The 16,901-nt window shown below is 36.0% G+C and carries 15 protein-coding genes and 1 tRNA gene; 5 read left to right on the top strand and 11 right to left on the bottom strand.

The features are described from left to right. Window positions 1-38: 38 nt before the first annotated feature. The 4 genes from VB796_RS08595 to VB796_RS08580 all read right to left on the bottom strand — a co-directional run bounded on the left by VB796_RS08595 (window position 39) and on the right by VB796_RS08580 (window position 3,120). Window positions 39-1,262 carry a site-specific integrase gene (locus VB796_RS08595; protein ID WP_323346117.1) on the bottom strand — a complete coding sequence of 408 codons (1,224 nt, stop codon included), beginning with the start codon at window positions 1,260-1,262 and terminating at the stop codon, window positions 39-41. A gap of 108 nt (window positions 1,263-1,370) precedes the next feature. After that, window positions 1,371-1,441 (bottom strand) — tRNA-Gln (locus tag VB796_RS08590). A gap of 252 nt (window positions 1,442-1,693) precedes the next feature. Then, window positions 1,694-2,569 carry an ACP S-malonyltransferase gene (gene fabD / locus VB796_RS08585; protein ID WP_323346116.1) on the bottom strand — a complete coding sequence of 292 codons (876 nt, stop codon included), beginning with the start codon at window positions 2,567-2,569 and terminating at the stop codon, window positions 1,694-1,696. Window positions 2,570-2,700: 131 nt separating this feature from the next. After that, on the bottom strand, window positions 2,701-3,120 hold the full coding sequence (locus VB796_RS08580) for a thiol-disulfide oxidoreductase DCC family protein (protein ID WP_323346115.1): 420 nt from the start codon (window positions 3,118-3,120) through the stop codon (window positions 2,701-2,703). 154 nt (window positions 3,121-3,274) lie between these two features. Between VB796_RS08580 and VB796_RS08575 the strand changes: the two genes are divergently transcribed. Then, window positions 3,275-3,877, top strand: coding sequence for a Crp/Fnr family transcriptional regulator (locus VB796_RS08575; RefSeq protein ID WP_323346114.1), 603 nt, complete (start codon window positions 3,275-3,277; stop codon window positions 3,875-3,877). A gap of 131 nt (window positions 3,878-4,008) precedes the next feature. Further along, window positions 4,009-4,425, top strand: a complete 417-nt coding sequence (locus VB796_RS08570) for an OsmC family protein (protein WP_323346113.1) — start codon at window positions 4,009-4,011, stop codon at window positions 4,423-4,425. A 95-nt stretch (window positions 4,426-4,520) separates the two neighbouring features. On the opposite strand, the gene VB796_RS08565 is transcribed toward VB796_RS08570, so the two are convergent. Beyond that, a complete protein-coding gene (locus VB796_RS08565) occupies window positions 4,521-5,003 on the bottom strand; it encodes a hypothetical protein (protein ID WP_323346112.1) in 483 nt (160 codons plus the stop codon). Window positions 5,004-5,099: 96 nt separating this feature from the next. Then, a complete protein-coding gene (locus VB796_RS08560; RefSeq protein WP_323346111.1) occupies window positions 5,100-6,026 on the bottom strand; it encodes a cation diffusion facilitator family transporter in 927 nt (308 codons plus the stop codon). Window positions 6,027-6,402: 376 nt separating this feature from the next. On the opposite strand from VB796_RS08560, the gene dnaG reads away from it, so the two are divergent. Then, window positions 6,403-8,496, top strand: coding sequence for a DNA primase (gene dnaG / locus VB796_RS08555; protein WP_323346110.1), 2,094 nt, complete (start codon window positions 6,403-6,405; stop codon window positions 8,494-8,496). A 54-nt stretch (window positions 8,497-8,550) separates the two neighbouring features. Then, a complete protein-coding gene (locus VB796_RS08550) occupies window positions 8,551-9,054 on the top strand; it encodes a SixA phosphatase family protein (RefSeq protein WP_323346109.1) in 504 nt (167 codons plus the stop codon). Window positions 9,055-9,169: 115 nt separating this feature from the next. Here VB796_RS08550 and VB796_RS08545 read toward each other — a convergent pair whose 3' ends face one another. Then, on the bottom strand, window positions 9,170-10,006 hold the full coding sequence (locus VB796_RS08545) for a hypothetical protein (RefSeq protein ID WP_323346108.1): 837 nt from the start codon (window positions 10,004-10,006) through the stop codon (window positions 9,170-9,172). Window positions 10,007-10,603: 597 nt separating this feature from the next. Between VB796_RS08545 and VB796_RS08540 the strand changes: the two genes are divergently transcribed. Continuing rightward, window positions 10,604-11,386, top strand: a complete 783-nt coding sequence (locus tag VB796_RS08540; protein WP_323346107.1) for a LuxR C-terminal-related transcriptional regulator — start codon at window positions 10,604-10,606, stop codon at window positions 11,384-11,386. A gap of 5 nt (window positions 11,387-11,391) precedes the next feature. Here VB796_RS08540 and VB796_RS08535 read toward each other — a convergent pair whose 3' ends face one another. The 4 genes from VB796_RS08535 to VB796_RS08520 form a co-directional block, all read right to left on the bottom strand. Further along, window positions 11,392-11,988 carry a hypothetical protein gene (locus VB796_RS08535; RefSeq protein WP_323346106.1) on the bottom strand — a complete coding sequence of 199 codons (597 nt, stop codon included), beginning with the start codon at window positions 11,986-11,988 and terminating at the stop codon, window positions 11,392-11,394. 5 nt (window positions 11,989-11,993) lie between these two features. Next, window positions 11,994-14,159, bottom strand: a complete 2,166-nt coding sequence (locus VB796_RS08530) for a tail fiber domain-containing protein (RefSeq protein WP_323346105.1) — start codon at window positions 14,157-14,159, stop codon at window positions 11,994-11,996. Between the two features lie 136 nt (window positions 14,160-14,295). Continuing rightward, complete coding sequence (locus tag VB796_RS08525; protein WP_323346104.1) at window positions 14,296-14,922, bottom strand: response regulator transcription factor; 627 nt, start codon at window positions 14,920-14,922, stop codon at window positions 14,296-14,298. Window positions 14,923-15,002: 80 nt separating this feature from the next. Continuing rightward, complete coding sequence (locus tag VB796_RS08520; RefSeq protein ID WP_323346103.1) at window positions 15,003-16,880, bottom strand: ATP-binding protein; 1,878 nt, start codon at window positions 16,878-16,880, stop codon at window positions 15,003-15,005. Window positions 16,881-16,901 lie beyond the last annotated feature (21 nt).

Genomic DNA, 16,901 nt, shown 5'->3' with positions numbered 1-16,901 from the left:
TAGGAGTGGTAGGAATCGAAATTGCTACCACTCATTTTTTAGCTATTATAAAAATCTGCTAATTTATTCATTGCATCTGCTTTCTCAGCATTAACAATATGAACATAACGCATTGTAATACTGATACTTGAATGTCCCAAAGCATCTTGTAAATGTTCAACTCTTCCGCCAGCTCTAAGATAATTTGTGGCAAAAGTGTGACGGCTCACATGATACGTAAGCTTTTTATTTAACTCCAGCTCTTCCGATATCTCTTTTAATTTCCTGTTTGCAACCTGTTCTGTAACCTTAACTGTAGCTCTATGTTTTGGCTGAATAGCTTGATAATCTTTCAAATTGCTAAACATTTCCTCTATAAAGAACAAAGCCTTTTCATGAAGATTTACGTACAATATTTTTTTATAACGTGCAGTCTTTTGCGGAAATAAAACCAACTGATTTTGTGTTTTTGCAGACTCCAACATTTTCTCATCAATCCTTGTAATATCCGAAATTCTCAAACCTGTGTAACAGCCCACAAAAAAACGGCTCAAGATAACTTTGTTCATTGTTCCCTCATCCAAAGAATCATAATACCTGAAGAGTAGTTTTAATTCATCTTTCAACAAATGCTCACAAGCCGTGTCCGAATCGCTCAGGTCAACCTTTGCTTTACCGAAAGGGTTATCAATAGCCAAACTGAAATCATTTTTTGCTAAGGTGATGTAACTCTTGAGAGTTCTGAGGTAAGATGCACAAGTATTTTGAGCTAACTGTTTTCTAAGGAAAGTCTGGAATTGTTCAACGAATTTAACCGTAAGGTCCTGATAAGAAATCTTAGTTCTGAACTTAAGTAACTGTCTATACACAGTAAAATGTACTTTATGAGAACCTTGAGATATTTCCTTATTTTTCAACCTTGACTTAATCTTAGAACTCATATACTCCAGGAAATCCTTTGCCTTGTTAGGTTCATAATACTCAGTATTCAAAAGCTCAATGGTAAGATCCTGTCCAGATAAACGATATCTTTTAAAGATTTCATTTACCCTTGCTACTTCAGTCCTGATGATTAAGTTATAATCATTCACATCAATATCACTCTTCTGTCTTGGAAGAACAGATCCAGTCGCATCATCAAACTTGCCAGCCTGCCAATCCAAATTCAGTGCAAACTTATCCCAGTCATCATTTACCCGAACTAAAAGGTATAAGGCTGACCGACCATTTTTTTTAATATAATCCTTATTCTGACGGCAAATCACTTGTGTTATTAGGCTCATTTTCTTGAAAGTATTTTGAAAGTAGAATAATTTGAAAGTGAAAAACACAATAAAAAACCCCTCAAATTTGTAGTATGAGGGGTTTTCATTCGTTTAATTTGGAAATTGTTAACCGACATGGATTCGAACCATGAATAACGGTACCAAAAACCGTTGTGTTACCATTACACCATCGGTCAATCTATTTTCTTTTTGACTTAATGTCCTTCTGAAAAGTGATGCAAAATTACGCTTTTAATCGTTATGTGTCAAGTCTATTCAAGAAAAAAAATGAAAAAAAATAATAATATTTGCTAAGTTGTTGAAATTGTGGGATTTAAAATTGATAAAAAAATAGGTTGGAAATGTTTGAAATTAGGAAAAATAGAAAAAGGGCTAAAAAACATAACATTTATGCCTTTTAGCCCTTTCTCAGAATATCATTCTTAAATTTAAACGCCTGCTGTTTCTACTTCAGCATTGATTTTTTTAACTAAACCCTGTAAAACTTTACCTGGACCACATTCAACAAAGGTCGTTGCACCGTCGGCAATCATATTTTGTACTGATTGTGTCCAACGAACTGCCCCCGTTAATTGAGCAATCAAATTAGCTTTGATTGTCTCCACGTCAGTTGAAGGTTGAGCATTTACATTCTGGTAAATTGGACAAGATGGACTTGCAAATGTTGTTGCTTCGATAGCTGCGGCTAATTCTTCACGAGCGGGTTGCATTAAAGGAGAGTGGAATGCTCCGCCAACTGGCAATGGCAATACTCTTTTTGCTCCTGCTGCTTTCAATTTTTCACCTGCTTGAGCAACGCCTTCATTTGAACCCGAGATTACGACTTGTCCTGGGCAGTTATAATTGGCTGCTACGACCACTTCGTCGGTTACTGAAGCGCAAATCTCTTCGATAACCTTATCGGCTAAATTTAGTACCGCTGCCATTGTTGAAGGATTCGCTTCGCAAGCCTTTTGCATTGCCAAAGCACGAGCAGAAACTAAACGTAAACCATCTTCAAAACTTAATGCACCTGCTGAAACCAAAGCTGAAAATTCGCCTAATGAGTGTCCCGCAACCATTTCAGGGTTAAAATCCGCAGTTTCTTTCGCTAAAATAACTGAATGTAAGAAAATGGCAGGTTGCGTAACTTTCGTTTGTTTGAGTTCTTCGTCGGTACCTTCAAACATGATGTCGGTAATGCGGAAGCCTAAAATATCGTTGGCTTGCTCAAAAAGAGCTTTTGCAGATGCTGAATTGTCGTACAGGTCTTTGCCCATACCTTTAAATTGAGAACCCTGACCAGGGAAAACGTATGCTTTCATATTCAATGAGTAATTGAGTGATTGTGTGGATATAGTGAGCGAAAAGCGATTTGCGAAAAGCGAATACAACTTCCCATAAGCTCGCATTATCTCATTTTCTTGATGACAAAATTAACTATTCTGCCCTGCTATTAACTATTCTCTACTAAAAATCTTTCTTTTAGGTCGGGTGTGGGCATTCGACAAGAATCTGATTTGCCGAATATTAGGTAGCGATTTGTAGCAATAATGTCGTAGAAAAAATTGAGAACGAAAGTAGGAAGAATTCTGAAAATTGTAAGGTATTTCCAAAATCCAGAAAGGTGTTTGGTAATTTCTAAAGCGGCTTCTGATTTCTGATATAATTGATTATTCTTAAGAAGAATTACTGAATCAAAATCTTCGGTATTTTTATTGAATTGACCTAAAATTTTTTGCCCAAAATCAGATTGTAATGGAGCAAATTTAAAGTGCTTTTCGGGGTCGTGGTCGATGATGAAATTAATGGAAGCGTTGCAAAAATTACAAACTCCATCAAAAAGGATTATTTGGTACTGATTTGATTTTTGCATTTTCAAGATATTTTTTTTGTATATAATTTAAACATGAAACTTGTTCAAAAGATTGTTTGCTTTACCTTTAATGTACCACAGGTTTTTAACTTGTTTTTTAAAGTACCACAGGTTTATTGACAGTTTAGAAAGCTGTCGTACAAAATAACAAACGATGACGGAAATAAATTTACTAAGAAATTCCCTAAAATCATTTGCAGGAATGAGCGATGACGCATTTGATTTGTCGGAGCAACATTGGCAAGTTAGAGAATACAAAAAAGGAGAACTCTATAATGATTTTCAACAAGTGTGTAAATACTTGGGTTTTGTGGTGGACGGTGTTTTTAGGACATATTATTTAGATGAAAAATCAGGTGATGAAAAGAATGTTTTTTTCTATACTCATAATCAAATTGTGGTTTCGTATGCCAGTTTTATCAATCAAGTGCCTTGTCATTTTTATACGCAAGCAATGGTAACTTCAAAGGTGATTTATATTCATATCGACTATTTGTTGGGACTTTATCGGCAGTCGCACGAATGGGAACGATTTGGACGTTTGATTGCCGAGCAAGCCTCAAATGTTGCTTTGAATAGAACTGAAAGTTTACTTTTTCAAACGGCAGAACAACGATATATAGATTTAGTTTCGCAACATCCAGATATTATGAATGCTATTCCTTTATATCATATTTCTTCGTATTTAGGTATTCAAGGGCCTTCTTTGAGTAGAATTAGGAAAAGGTTATCAGGGAAGGGGAGTTTTAATCCTTAGGAGGGTTAAGAGAAATATTAAATTATTTTTATCAATTCAAACGATTTTAACTTGGGTTAAAGTTTTGGTAATATTTGATGCCGAAATTTGTATCATAATCAAACAAAATAAAACTCAAAAACACAAAGAACATGAAATTTACAAGACAAGCATCGGCAAATTGGAAAGGAACAGGAATGGAAGGCGTAGGAACTGTTTCTACACAAAGCACAACTTTAGATAAAGCTCAATTATCATTTAAAACTCGTTTTGCTGACGGTGTTGGTACAAATCCAGAAGAATTAATCGGAGCGGCTCACGCAGGTTGTTTTTCAATGAAATTTAGCTTTGTTTTGAATGAAGCTGGTTTTACGGCAGATAATATTGACACGAATGCAAAAGTGCTTTTTGAAGATGGAAAAATCACGAATATCCATTTAGATTTACAGGCTTCAATTCCAAATATCACGGAAGAGCAATTTCAAGCGGCGGCTTTAGATGCAAAAGCGAATTGCCCGATTTCTCAATTATTGAATACCGAAATTACTTTGACTGCTACTTTGGTGTAAATTTAGATAGGAGGTTGTTAGAAATAATTTCTTCTGGTTCTAAAAAGTAAATTCCCCCTGATGATAGTTGAAATTACATCAAGGGGAATTTTATTTTATTTTATTTTCAAAACAAACTCTTCTACCCAGTTTTTTTGAGCATCAGAATCAGGAACTTTGATACCTCTGATTTTCGTGATGAATTCAAAAGCATCTTTTATTCGTAATCCATTTTTGGCTAAAATACTCGCTGCAATCATGGAAGTTCGTCCGATTCCTCCCCTTGAATGAAGTAAGATTTTTTGATTTTCTCTCATTTTTACAGCCAGAGAAATGACTAATTCTTTCGTTTTTAAATAACTGTCTGGAATATCACCATCTTCAATCGGGAATTTGATGAATTCAAAGCCTTCTCTTCGGCAATCCATTCGTTCATATTCTAAATCCAATTCTTCGTTTTCTTCATCCGTCAAAAAACTTACAATGGTGTTAATCCCTAACTTTTTCCAATGAATAATTTCTTCTTGAAGGTCGTCGCCACCCAAAGGTCTGGACATGATGCCGAGGTTTTCTTCAATCCAAAATATTCGTGTTTTCATGATTAAATTTTGTGAATTGAGATTGAGTGAATTAGTGATTTAAGATAAGGACTTGCCAATTCACACAATCACTCATTCACAAATCACTAAATAAAATTACTTCCATTCTTGTAAATCTGGTTCGATATAAATCCATTTTACTTCTGGGGCTTTACTTCTAATATTGCTTTCCAATTTATTAATCATTTTGCTAATTTGCAGAGCTGACAAATCGGGTTTGCATTTAATTTTGATACACATTAAAACTTCTCCTGGCCCTTGTTGAATGGTGATACAGTTAATTAATTCTAAAATCTCAGGGCTTTGTTGGGTTTCATTTTCTACTAAATTATTAATTTCATCATCAGCACTTTCGCCAATTAAAAGAGATTTTACTTCTACTGAAAGGAAAATAGCCACTGCAATCAAGACAAAGCCAATCGCCAATGAACCTAAAGCATCATAGCGTCCATCGCCTGTGTAATACGAAGTAAGCAGTGCCGTAATGGCAAGTATTAAGCCAAAAACTGCCGCAGAGTTTTCGCCAAAAATCACAATTAAATCACTGTCTTTGGTGCTTCTGATATATTTTACAAAACCCGTTGTACCTCTTCGCTGATTCAATTCGACAACGTTTGAATACGTTGCATAACCTTCTAATGCCAATGAAAATAATAAAATACCAACGCCCCAAGCGATATTTTCTACGGGTTCTGGATTGTTAAATTTATGTACACCTTCATAAATTGAGAACATTCCACCGATAGAAAATAACAACATTGCCACCATGAAAGACCAAAAATAAACTGAACGTCCATATCCTAAAGGGTGTTTTTGGTCGGCTGGGCGTTGGGCTTGTTTTACGCCCATTAATAAAAGTCCTTGATTGGCACAGTCGGCGAATGAGTGAATTGTTTCGGCAAGCATAGAACCCGAACCTGTCATAAATGCCGCAAAACCTTTTGAGGATGCGATTAAAACATTAACAATTAAACTTTGAATGATGTGACCCGTACCGTGGTCGCTTGATTTTTCTTTTGACATAATGATAAGGTAAGTGAATTTCTAAAAACAAATTTACGTTAACTCTTTCCTAAAAGGATATTTAATGAGTTGTTTTTTGTTGAGAAGGTTTTAACTAATTGTAGCCACGAAGGCACTAAGGCTCAAAGTTTTTGAAAATATTTGTAGCCACAAAGGCACGAAGGCTCAAAGTTTTTGAAAATATTTGTGTCTTCGTGGCTAAACCCCAATAAATTCTGCCACGAAGGCTCTAAGTTTTTGAAAATAGAATGCAAAATTTGTGTCTTCGTGTCTTTGTGGCAAAGTCTAATATAAATCTTAGAGCCTTAGTGTCTTCGTGGCAAACACAATAAATCTTCACAAAAAAAACGTAATTTTGAACAAATAATCAAACCCCATGCGAATAGACGAACAAACCATAGAACGTATCCGACAAAGTGCTGACATCGCCGATGTGATTGGCGATTATGTCTCTTTGAAGAAAAAAGGAGCGAACCTTTGGGCGTGTTGTCCTTTTCACGGAGAGAAATCTCCATCGTTTTCGGTATCGCCCGCAAAGGGTATTTATAAGTGTTTTGGCTGTGGCAAAGCAGGTGATTCTATCCGTTTTATTATGGATATTGAAGGATTGGGATACGGTGAGGCTCTGCGACATTTAGCCAAAAAATACGGTATCGAAATTCAAGAAACGGTTTTGACGGACGAGCAACAATTGGCTCAAAATGAACGAGAAAGCCTTTTGATTGTCTTAAATTACGCCAAAAATTACTTCCAAGATAATCTTTTCAAACATGAAGAAGGACAATCTATCGGTTATCCGTATTTTAAAGAAAGAGGTTTTTCGGATAAAACCATTAATACTTTTGAATTGGGTTATAGCCTTGAAGGTTGGGACGCATTTACGAAAGAAGCTCTCAAAAATGGGTATAGCTTAGATATTTTGGCAAAAGCAGGTTTAACAATTTTGAAAGAAAATGAACAAACTACCAATCCAAATGCTCAAAAATCCTTCGACCGTTTTAGAAATCGGGTAACTTTTCCGATTCATAACGTTGCGGGAAAAGTGATTGCTTTTGGGGCAAGGATTCTGAAAGCAGATAAATCGCAAGCCAAATATCTCAACTCGCCCGAAACCGAAGTTTATCATAAGTCGAATGTTCTTTACGGTATTTTTCAAGCCAAAAATGCTATCAGAACCAAAGACGTTTGTTATTTGGTGGAAGGTTATACCGACGTAATTTCTTTGCATCAAGCAGGTATTGAAAACGTGGTGGCATCGTCGGGAACGTCGTTGACTACGGAGCAAATTCGCTTGATTGGTCGCTTTACGCAAAATATTACCGTTTTGTACGACGGTGACTCAGCGGGGATAAAAGCGTCTTTAAGAGGAATGGACATGATTTTGGAAGAAGGACTGAATGTAAAATTAGTCGTTTTTCCAGAAGGAGAAGACCCTGATAGTTATGTTCAGAAAATTGGTTCAGACGCATTTGTCAAGCATATTGAAGACCATGCTTCCGATTTTATTACCTTCAAAGCCGAGCTTTCCTTGAAAGAAGCAGGGAATGACCCCTTCAAACGTGCTGAGTTGATTAAGGATATGGTGGGCAGTATTTCCAAAATTCCTGATTCGATAAAACGTTCCGTATTTTTTCAGAAAACTGCCAATTTGATGCAGATTGATGAACAATTACTGATTTCGGAAAGTAACAAAGTTTCGATTGAACGAGCAAAACAGAAAGATAAAGACCGAGAAAGAGAACAAAATCGCCAACGTTTACAGAATGATTTACCAAAAGGCGTAACAGTCAGTAAACCAACGCCTCCGCCATCCTCATTTGATTTGGACGGCATGATGAGTTTTTCGGAAGAAGAAGAATTTTCGGGTTTTCCAGTTGATTTTGTTCCTACTCAGCCTGTAAATACACCCGTAATTGAATCACCTGAAGCACCAAGAACGGTGGTTTCTGGCATGGGAATTCAAGAGTTGGAATGTATTAGATTGTTGATAAATCACGGCACGAAAGAGGTTGACCCAGGTGTGGCTCCAGGGGTTACGTTAATGCAATATATTTTATCAGAAATTGATGGAATGAATTTTGAAACGCCCATTTATCAAGAAATCCTTACGATATTTCGGGAACAATTTTTGCAGGGAAATATCTTGAATGCTCAACATTTTATTGGACATAGACTTGCCAATATCCAAATGGAAGCAATCAATCTTTCGACAGAACGTTATAGCATCTCGGAAGCATGGGTAAAACACGATATTCATGTGCCAACGGAAGAGGATAAATTGGCAGATTTAGCATTTCAGAATATTCTTCGTTTGAAAAAAGCCTATAACGAACAGCAAATGAAAGGGTTGATGAAGCAGATTTCTCAAACAAAAGACATCAATGAACAAACTCGCTTATTAGAAATGTTCATGGAAGCCAAAGAGATTGAAAAACAAATTTCTAAAGAATTGGGGACAGTAGTGAAGTAAGCCTTCGAGAAATATCTAATCACTATAAACATTAATCATTTATAAATAATACCAATGACAAAAACACTGTATTTAGTCCGCCACGCAGAGGCTTCCCAATCGGTTAGTCCTGACCTTGTTCGTCCGCTTGTATCCAACGGAATGATTGATGCGGCAAGAATGGGCAGACATCTTGCGTCGAAAATGCAAGGAATTGACCTCATTGTAACTTCTAACGCCGAGCGTACCCAAATGACATCACAGGTTTTCTGTGAGCAATTAGGGGTTGATAATAAGGTGGTTAGAGTTGAACCTGCCCTTTATGAAAGTTCTCCGAAGCATTATTTAGATGTTGTGAATGGGCTTTCGGAAGAGGTTGATTCTGTGATGATTGTGGGGCATAATCCAAGTATTAGTTATTTTGCCGAATACCTTACCCATGAAGAAATTGGCTCAATGCCAACTTGTGGCGTAGTGGGAATGACTTTTGAAAATTTGACATGGGCGGAGGTTTCAAAGAAAACAGGTCACATGATATTTTATGATTCTCCAGATGGAATAATGGGAATTAAGATATAGTTTTTGCCACGAAGACACAAAGACTCGAAGTTTTTTCTTTGAGTTATCGTGCCTTCGTGGTAAAACCTATTTTCTTCTATAAAAAATTAGTGTCTTTGTGCCTTCGTGGCAAAACTTATTTACTTCTCCCAATCACCACTTTTCCTTCATTTTCTTCCTGCCAACCTACAATTTGAAAAGGGAAATCTCCTTCAAAAACGATAGTTAAATTTCTCTTTAAATCTGGACAATTGAGACTGTATGTTTTCAGTTTTTTACCTATAAATTCTTTCCCCTCATAGTTTTTTAGTTCTGCCTTTGCTGACTGAACTTCTGGTGTTTTATGGACTGTATTCCAATAAGTCAAACTTGGAATAATGTCAAATTCTCCTTGTGGTAACGTTTCTGGATTTTGTCTAATTTTTGCCCAAATTTCATCTTCATTATGGGTTTTGCTCAATGCTAAATGTTCTTCTTTTTTGATTAAATTGCCATCAATGATTACTGCGTAAGATTTTGGAGCCATTTTTAGTTTCATGAATTCCGTTCCATGAATTGCCTGTACCGAACTTGAAACTTCCAAAGCATGAGGACGAAGCAAAATGTTTAAAGGCATAAGCGTTGAAGTCGTCACGGAATATTTATAATCTATATTCTTCTGATTAAACACACTCGAAAGCATCTGAATATGCTCTTTGGGTTCGTGTTGCTCAAAATCTTGTAAGGTAAAAGAAAGCGTAACTTCTCCAATTTTTACAGAGTCTTGTTTTAGCACAAACTGAGACATTTCCACACCTTGTTTTTTCCAATAACTATTAAACGTAGCATCTATTTCTTGATTGGTATTTTTAATAATGGGTTGAATGGTTTTGGGAGCATCTTGTTGAAAAATTGTTGCTTTCTTGGCAAAGGCAAAAATGACTGCCAAAGTGATACAAATCGCTAAAAAGTTGTTTCGGATAAATTTGTCCATGAGAATTTTGATGAAATTAAGGAAGGGCAATTTACACATTTTCAGTAAATTCTATTACACAGAAGGCTGATTTGCAATTGATTATTACATAGAATTGAGTATTGAGGTATATTAGTTAGATTTAGAATTTAAGATAAACTATGGTGTGATTTTTGCTGTAAATTGACTTCAAAGAAACAACAATGATTAATCATAAAAAGGTGAAATAAAAGTAGGGGAGAAGGCTTAATTATCGGGCAATAGGTCTCGAAATAGGCTATTATTAATCGGGAAATGATAATTTGAACATTTTATAAAAAACAAAACCTTTCGTGTATAAACAACGAAAGGCTTTTGTTCTTAAAAATAAAGTAGCGGCTTTATATTTTAATACGAAATTTTCTAATAAATGGTTAACTTGGTGAGAATATTAACAATTGTTAAATATTTCCTTAACAAAGGTCGTATCCAGACAAGTTTATTGCAATACCTAATTTAGGTATTTTGAATATTTTTCTTGATTGTTTTATAAAGTATTGAAATTCAGGATTTTGGAAAATTGGTATGTAGGTCGAAAATGACATTGAGTTATAAATATTTATTATTCTACAATTAGGTATGAGCAATCAATTTGATAATCTTCTTACGCAAGCAAAAGCCGTTTGGACGGAGTTTGCAAAAGAGAATTCTGAGCAGTCAGAGGAAAGTTTGTACAACAAAGAATCGTTGGATTTACTCTCTAAAAACTCCCATACTGTTATTGCTATCATAGGGCTGAAATCTTACAAGAAACTCTATATTAGTAGTAATGTAAAAGAAATGTTTGGATATACTGCTGAAGATAATCCTACTTTAGGGGTTTTGGTGTATGTCCAAATGATGACTTTTGACCATGCCCTTTTTCCAATTACGGCAGGGCGATGGTATCTGAAATGTTTGAAAGAAACGTCATTTGAAGATAAAGTAAATCAAAGAATTGCTTTTGTCGGGGCAAAAATGCGAACTAAAAGGGGGAAAGTCATTCGTACTTTTATCCAAACTACTCATTTAGACGAAGACAAAAATCGTAACCCGATTCATGTGGTCAATACCATTCAAAACATTACGCATTTAATGAAAGATGAGTTTTGGTGGATGAGATATACTTACGGAGAAAATTTTTCAAAAGTTAAATATTACGATTCTGCAACCAAAAAAACGTATGAAGGAGACATTCTTTCTGACCGTGAAAAGGATATTTTGAGATTAATTCAAGAAGGACAAGATTCTAACGAAATTGCAGAAACGCTCTTTTTGAGTTTAGCCACTGTGCATACCCACAGGCGAAATATGCTCGCCCGTACAGGTATGAAAGATATTACAGCACTTTTACAAGTGGCGATTTCTATGGGTATGATTTGACAAATTTAAAATTTGGTGTCCGAGAAAGTATGCTTTATCCTAAATTTTCCAACCACCATTCTATCTTTAATATTGGGGTCATTTTTCTTGTTATCTCCTCCAAAAACTTTCACATTAAATGTTCCTGTGATGATTCTACCATCTGAAACTTTTTCGGTTTTTGTGATGACAAAAGCATTTGGAACGGGTACTGATGTTGAAGCCGAACCCTTGTCAAAACTATTGAAAACATAATTTTTTTCAGGATAATTCTGCAATGAAACACTTCCCTGCGTGATTTGTTCGTCATAATTAGTAGAACCTGAAGGCGTTGAAGAAGGCTTGGTCATATCGGCAGTAGTGGTCAAAACCACACTAATTTCTCCATAATTTCCTGCCAAAATCTTGAACGTTACTTTGGGTAATGCCGTATTATAAGACGTTGAAACATCATCTGGCTTGATGCTGATTTCTTTACCATCAATGGTAAAAGTAAAGTAAAATTCATCTTGACTAACTTCTTCTATTATTTCAGAAGTATTAGTGCTTTTTTCTGTTTTGCTATTACAACTGAAAATTGTCAATAGCATTAAGCAGATAATTAAAAATGTGTTCTTTTTCATGTTTTTTATTTACCCGTTGAAGGATTTGAAGTGGAAAGAATAGCTTCTATTTTTTCAAGGCGATTTTCTAACTTTTGATTATTAGTTTTCAAATTTTTATTCTCATTTCTCAACTCCTTCACAGCCTCAATCAAGTGTGGAATTAAGCCAATATAATTGACTGACAAAAAACCTTTTTCATCCGTTTGTACTAATTCTGGAAATATTTTTTGAACTTCTTGAGCAATTAATCCCGTCTGTAAATCTTGACTTCTGGATGCTTCTATCCATTTGAAATGATAGCCATGTAATTGATAAATATCTGACAATGAATTGGTTAATACTGAAAAGTCTTGTTTCAAACGTTTATCAGAGGTTTGGATTAGGTTGCCGTTCAAAAAACCGCTGCCAGCATTATCAACCCAAAACCGCCAAGAACCTCCAATAAATAAGCCAACTTCAGTATCCGTTTTCATGCCCGCAAAAGCCGTCCAAGTAGTGTTTGTAGCATTATTTAGGTATATACCAGCGGTATTTGAACCATTGGCACGTAAGCGGATTCTGTCTTTTACATCCAAAATATACGCAGGATTCGTCACGCCAATGCCTACATTACCCTGCCCAGCTATATCATTTATCAGCACGTGTGAACCTGCTTTGCCACCTCTTATATAGGTGTTTTCATTTGTACCATAATAAAAATGACTTAAATAGGCACTACCCATTATATCCATTTTGGCAACGGGTGTATTTGTACCGATACCAACATTGCCAATGCCTGTTGTAAGTGCATAACCATAGCAGTTTGAGCAGTTTTCATCTACCGAAAAATGCCCAGCACTACCACCAAGGCTTATAATGCCACGCACTCCTATGCCATTGCTATTAACATATCCCAATACACCACTACCTGAGCCTTTATGTTCTCCAAATACCCCATATCCACTACTATAATTATTATCATTAACACCATAAACACCTGCATTATAGTGAGTTGAATTTACTTCTTTGGCTCTGCCTATCACACCATCTGAATCATAAGAAATACCTTCAACTCCTACACTTTTTCCATTCCCGAAAACCCCTTTTCCATAATCCCCAAGTGCTTCGCCTCTAACTCCAATCGGTAAATAACCCGCAGAGCCACTGTTACCCGTAGATTCACCTAATATTGCCGTTTCACTGGAAGTGCCTTTTACGCCTGGATTACCCCCTCCCTCTCCTAATACCCCAAAAGTACCTCCTTTGCCACGCACACCTATACTGAGTCCATCGCCAAATACACCAACACCTCCAAGTGCATCAGATTTGCCTTTTACAGCAACGCTATTTGATGTATAAGAAGTAGTGCCATAAACACCCGCACCCGTTGCATCATTGGTATAGCCCGTAACTCCATATTTGCCAATACCACTTACCCCACTACCACTAACTGCACTACCAAATACACCATCACCTCCTCCTTTATGTGCTCCATAAATGCCAAATCCATTTGTATTTAGAGATTGATTTATACCTCCTAAAGCATATTTTTCGGGGGAACTATTAGCAGGGGCGGTATCGGTAAGTTCGGCTAAAAGTCCCGCACCAGATACTGAGCTAAAATAGCCACCTTGTCCAGTATTGGATACCCCTTTTACACCTACACCCGTTGCCCCAAATGCCTTTCCACTAACTCCTGAGCCATTTCCAGCGTGTTCGCCATAAACGCCCATACCATTGGCATTAGTTGATGAATTAAAACCTGCCACACCGATAGATTGTAGCGTTGGGTTCGTTTTATAAGCATTACCAACAACGCCAAAACCTTGGTCACCTTGAATATTGGCTCTTATGCCAGTGCTAAAACCTGATGAAGCGTTATTAGTTAAGGATAATAGTCCATCAGAACTACCAGTTGTACCGAATTGTAAAATTGGCAAATTCAGTTTTGCTACATTTAACCAAAGACTACCCGTAAAAAAATTAAGATCTTGGGCATTTACATCATACACCAAGGCCCCCGCCTGCACACCCACAATTCCCTCTTTTGCACCAGTGTTCATCCGTGGTGGATAAAAGGCTTTTGAGGTACTTTTTACATCTAAAATAGCCGATGAATGTGGTGCTGAACCATCAGTATTTATGCCAATTTGAGCGTAAGTGTTTGAAATGCAGGAAAATAGAAGAAGAGAGAGTAGGGCGTTTTTCATGAGATTATTACTGATTTATGTGTTCAAAATTAGAAATAATATGAAGGGTTGTCAATGACGGAAATATGCCATATTTAGGTAGGACAGGTTTCCAACCTGTCAATCTGTAAAATAAATGACAGGTTAGAAACCTGTCCTACACCAATTTATTCCGAATAGCCTTTGTAATGGCTTCTCCTTTAGAATTTACGTGAAGTTTTTGGTAAATATGCATAATGTGTTTTTCAACGGTATTAATGCTGATATTGTAATGAAAAGCAATTAATTTGTAACTGTCGCCTTCCACTAAACGATGCAAAACTTCAATTTCTCTACTCGTCAAATCATAAGGATTGGCTTTGGGTGCTTGAAATGAACTTAACACTTTTAGGGCAATGGACGGACTCATCGCACCGCCACCATGATAAACTTCTTTGATACTTTCAATGATTTTTTCACTCGAAGTTTTTTTGACCAAATAGCCAACTGCTCCCGCTTTAATGGCATCAAAAATGCGAGTTGTATCTTCAAAAACCGTCAACATTAGCACTTTGGGCATTATTTTGGCTTTTTTTGAAAGTAAACTTACCGCTTCAATACCCGTTATGAATGGCATTTCAATATCCATCATAATGACATGGGGTTGTTCGGTTTCCACATCATTTAGCACATTAGTTGCATCAGCGTGCGTACCTACCAATTCCAGCTCTTCGCAAGAATCGATAATCCAAACTAATGTTTCGCTCAATTGCGGATTGTCTTCGTATATAGAAACTTTTATCATCTCATTTAATTTTATCGGTAAACAAAGGTAGAGTTTCAAATCTTGCGAAAAAATGACGGATTTATGCCATGAAAGCGTTACTAAACCTCAAAACTCAAACGGATTTCTGAACCATGCTCAGAAGACGAAATACTGATATTTCCCTGAATCTCTTTTGCTCTAACTTGCATATTTTTTAAGCCATTTCTTGAGGTAATCATCTCGGTATCAAATCCTTTTCCATTATCTTTTACCGTGACAATTATTCGTTTTTTATCTTGCAAAAAATGTACGCTTGCTTGGCTTGCTTCTGAATATTTTATCAGATTATTAATCGCTTCTTTCACAATTAAATACAGATTTCGCCTGATTTCCATCGGTAAAATCATTTTCTCAATAGCTTCATCGGCTTTAAAATCGAAGGTGATATTTTTAGATTCTGCCAAAGGTTGAGCGTACTCACGTAGGCGAAGCATAATTCCTTGTAAAGAATCATTGACAGGATTGACCGACCAAATAATTTCATCCACCGATTCCATTACGTGTTGCGAATCAGCATGAATTTTGGTGAACATTTTACTATTTTTTTCGGCACTGTCTGTCTTTTTAGCCATACCACTAATTAGCAAAATGCTACTGAGCGTACTTCCAATTTCATCGTGCAAATCTGCCGCAATTCGGTTACGTAATTTTTGGGATTCCTCTAATCTTTTCAGTTTATTTCTATTCACAAAAAACACCGCAGAAACGCCTGCAAGCAACAAAATCAATAATCCACCCGCTATTAAACTCTTATTTTGGAAGGATGCTTTTTCATTTTTTTCGTTCAATAACGCAATTTCTTGTTCCTGCTCTTTAGCTTCATATTTCCGCAATAAATCTTCGGTATTCTTTACTGTTTCTATTTTAAAAAGTGAATCTTTAGCAATATCTGCCGCTACTTTATATTGGAAAGCTTTCTTATAATCTTTGGTGTTTTCATATAAATCAGCTAAATCTTGATTGGCATTTCTGATAAAATTTGGGTCTTTTATTTCTTTAACAGCTTCCAATGCCTCTAAAAAATATTTCTCTGCCAAAGGGTACTTTTTTTGCTCAAAATATAGCGTTCCCAATCCCTGAAAAACCTCATTGAGTGATTTTACAGATTCCAATTCACGGCAAAATCGCTCGCTTTTTTTGAGACATTCTTCGGCTTTTTTATAGTTTTTTCTGATACGATATTGTCTCCCTAAATTTATCAAAACCTCTGCCTGCAAAAGTTTATAATTGGCTTGTTCTGCGTAATGAAATGCTTTTTGGTACGATGCCAATGTTTCCTTTGGCTTATTCATCAACTCATAAACCTCCGCTACACGGTTTTCACCAATCGCCATGTTTACGATGTCTTTGTATTTTGTCTCAATCGCTAATGATTTTTGATAATATGTTAGTGCTTCTTGATATTTTCCGTAAAATTTAAGATTATCCCCAATTTGGTCATAAGGGCTGGTTTTGAGCGGTTCGAGTTTATTTTTTTCTTGAAAATCAATCAATTGCATCGCATATTTTGTGGCATTTTCACGGTTGCCCAATTGTTGGTAAATGATGCTAATATTATTCAATGAGTTCTGAAATATCTTTTTAGGAAGTTTATATTTCAAAATAATTTCATTGCATTTGGTGAAATGAACAAGTGCTTTTTGTGGGTTTTGTTTGGTGTATTCTATGACTCCTTTGAGGTTTGAGGCTTTATAAAAACCCGTTCCGAAATCATATTTTGTGGATAAATCTTCAATTTGCTTGATGGATTTTTCAGCTTCGGCAAATTTTCCTTCTTGAATGGTCAAAAAAGCAAATTCATTCAATGCCAAGATGTAAATGGTATCTTGTTTCTGTGTTTTTAAGAAAATTTTGAGCGAATCCAACGTTTCTGGATATTGAGCAAATCCTTGCGTATAGAAACAAATAAATGAAAATATTAGCAAGCTCTTTTTCACGATTTTGAGGTTAGGTAGGTT

It is taken from the genome of Arcicella sp. LKC2W (assembly GCF_034931005.1).
In the GTDB taxonomy this organism is placed as follows: Bacteria; Bacteroidota; Bacteroidia; order Cytophagales; family Spirosomataceae; genus Arcicella.
The sequence above is the reverse complement of the archived record's forward strand: the minus strand, read 5'-3'. Positions and strand labels throughout refer to the sequence as shown.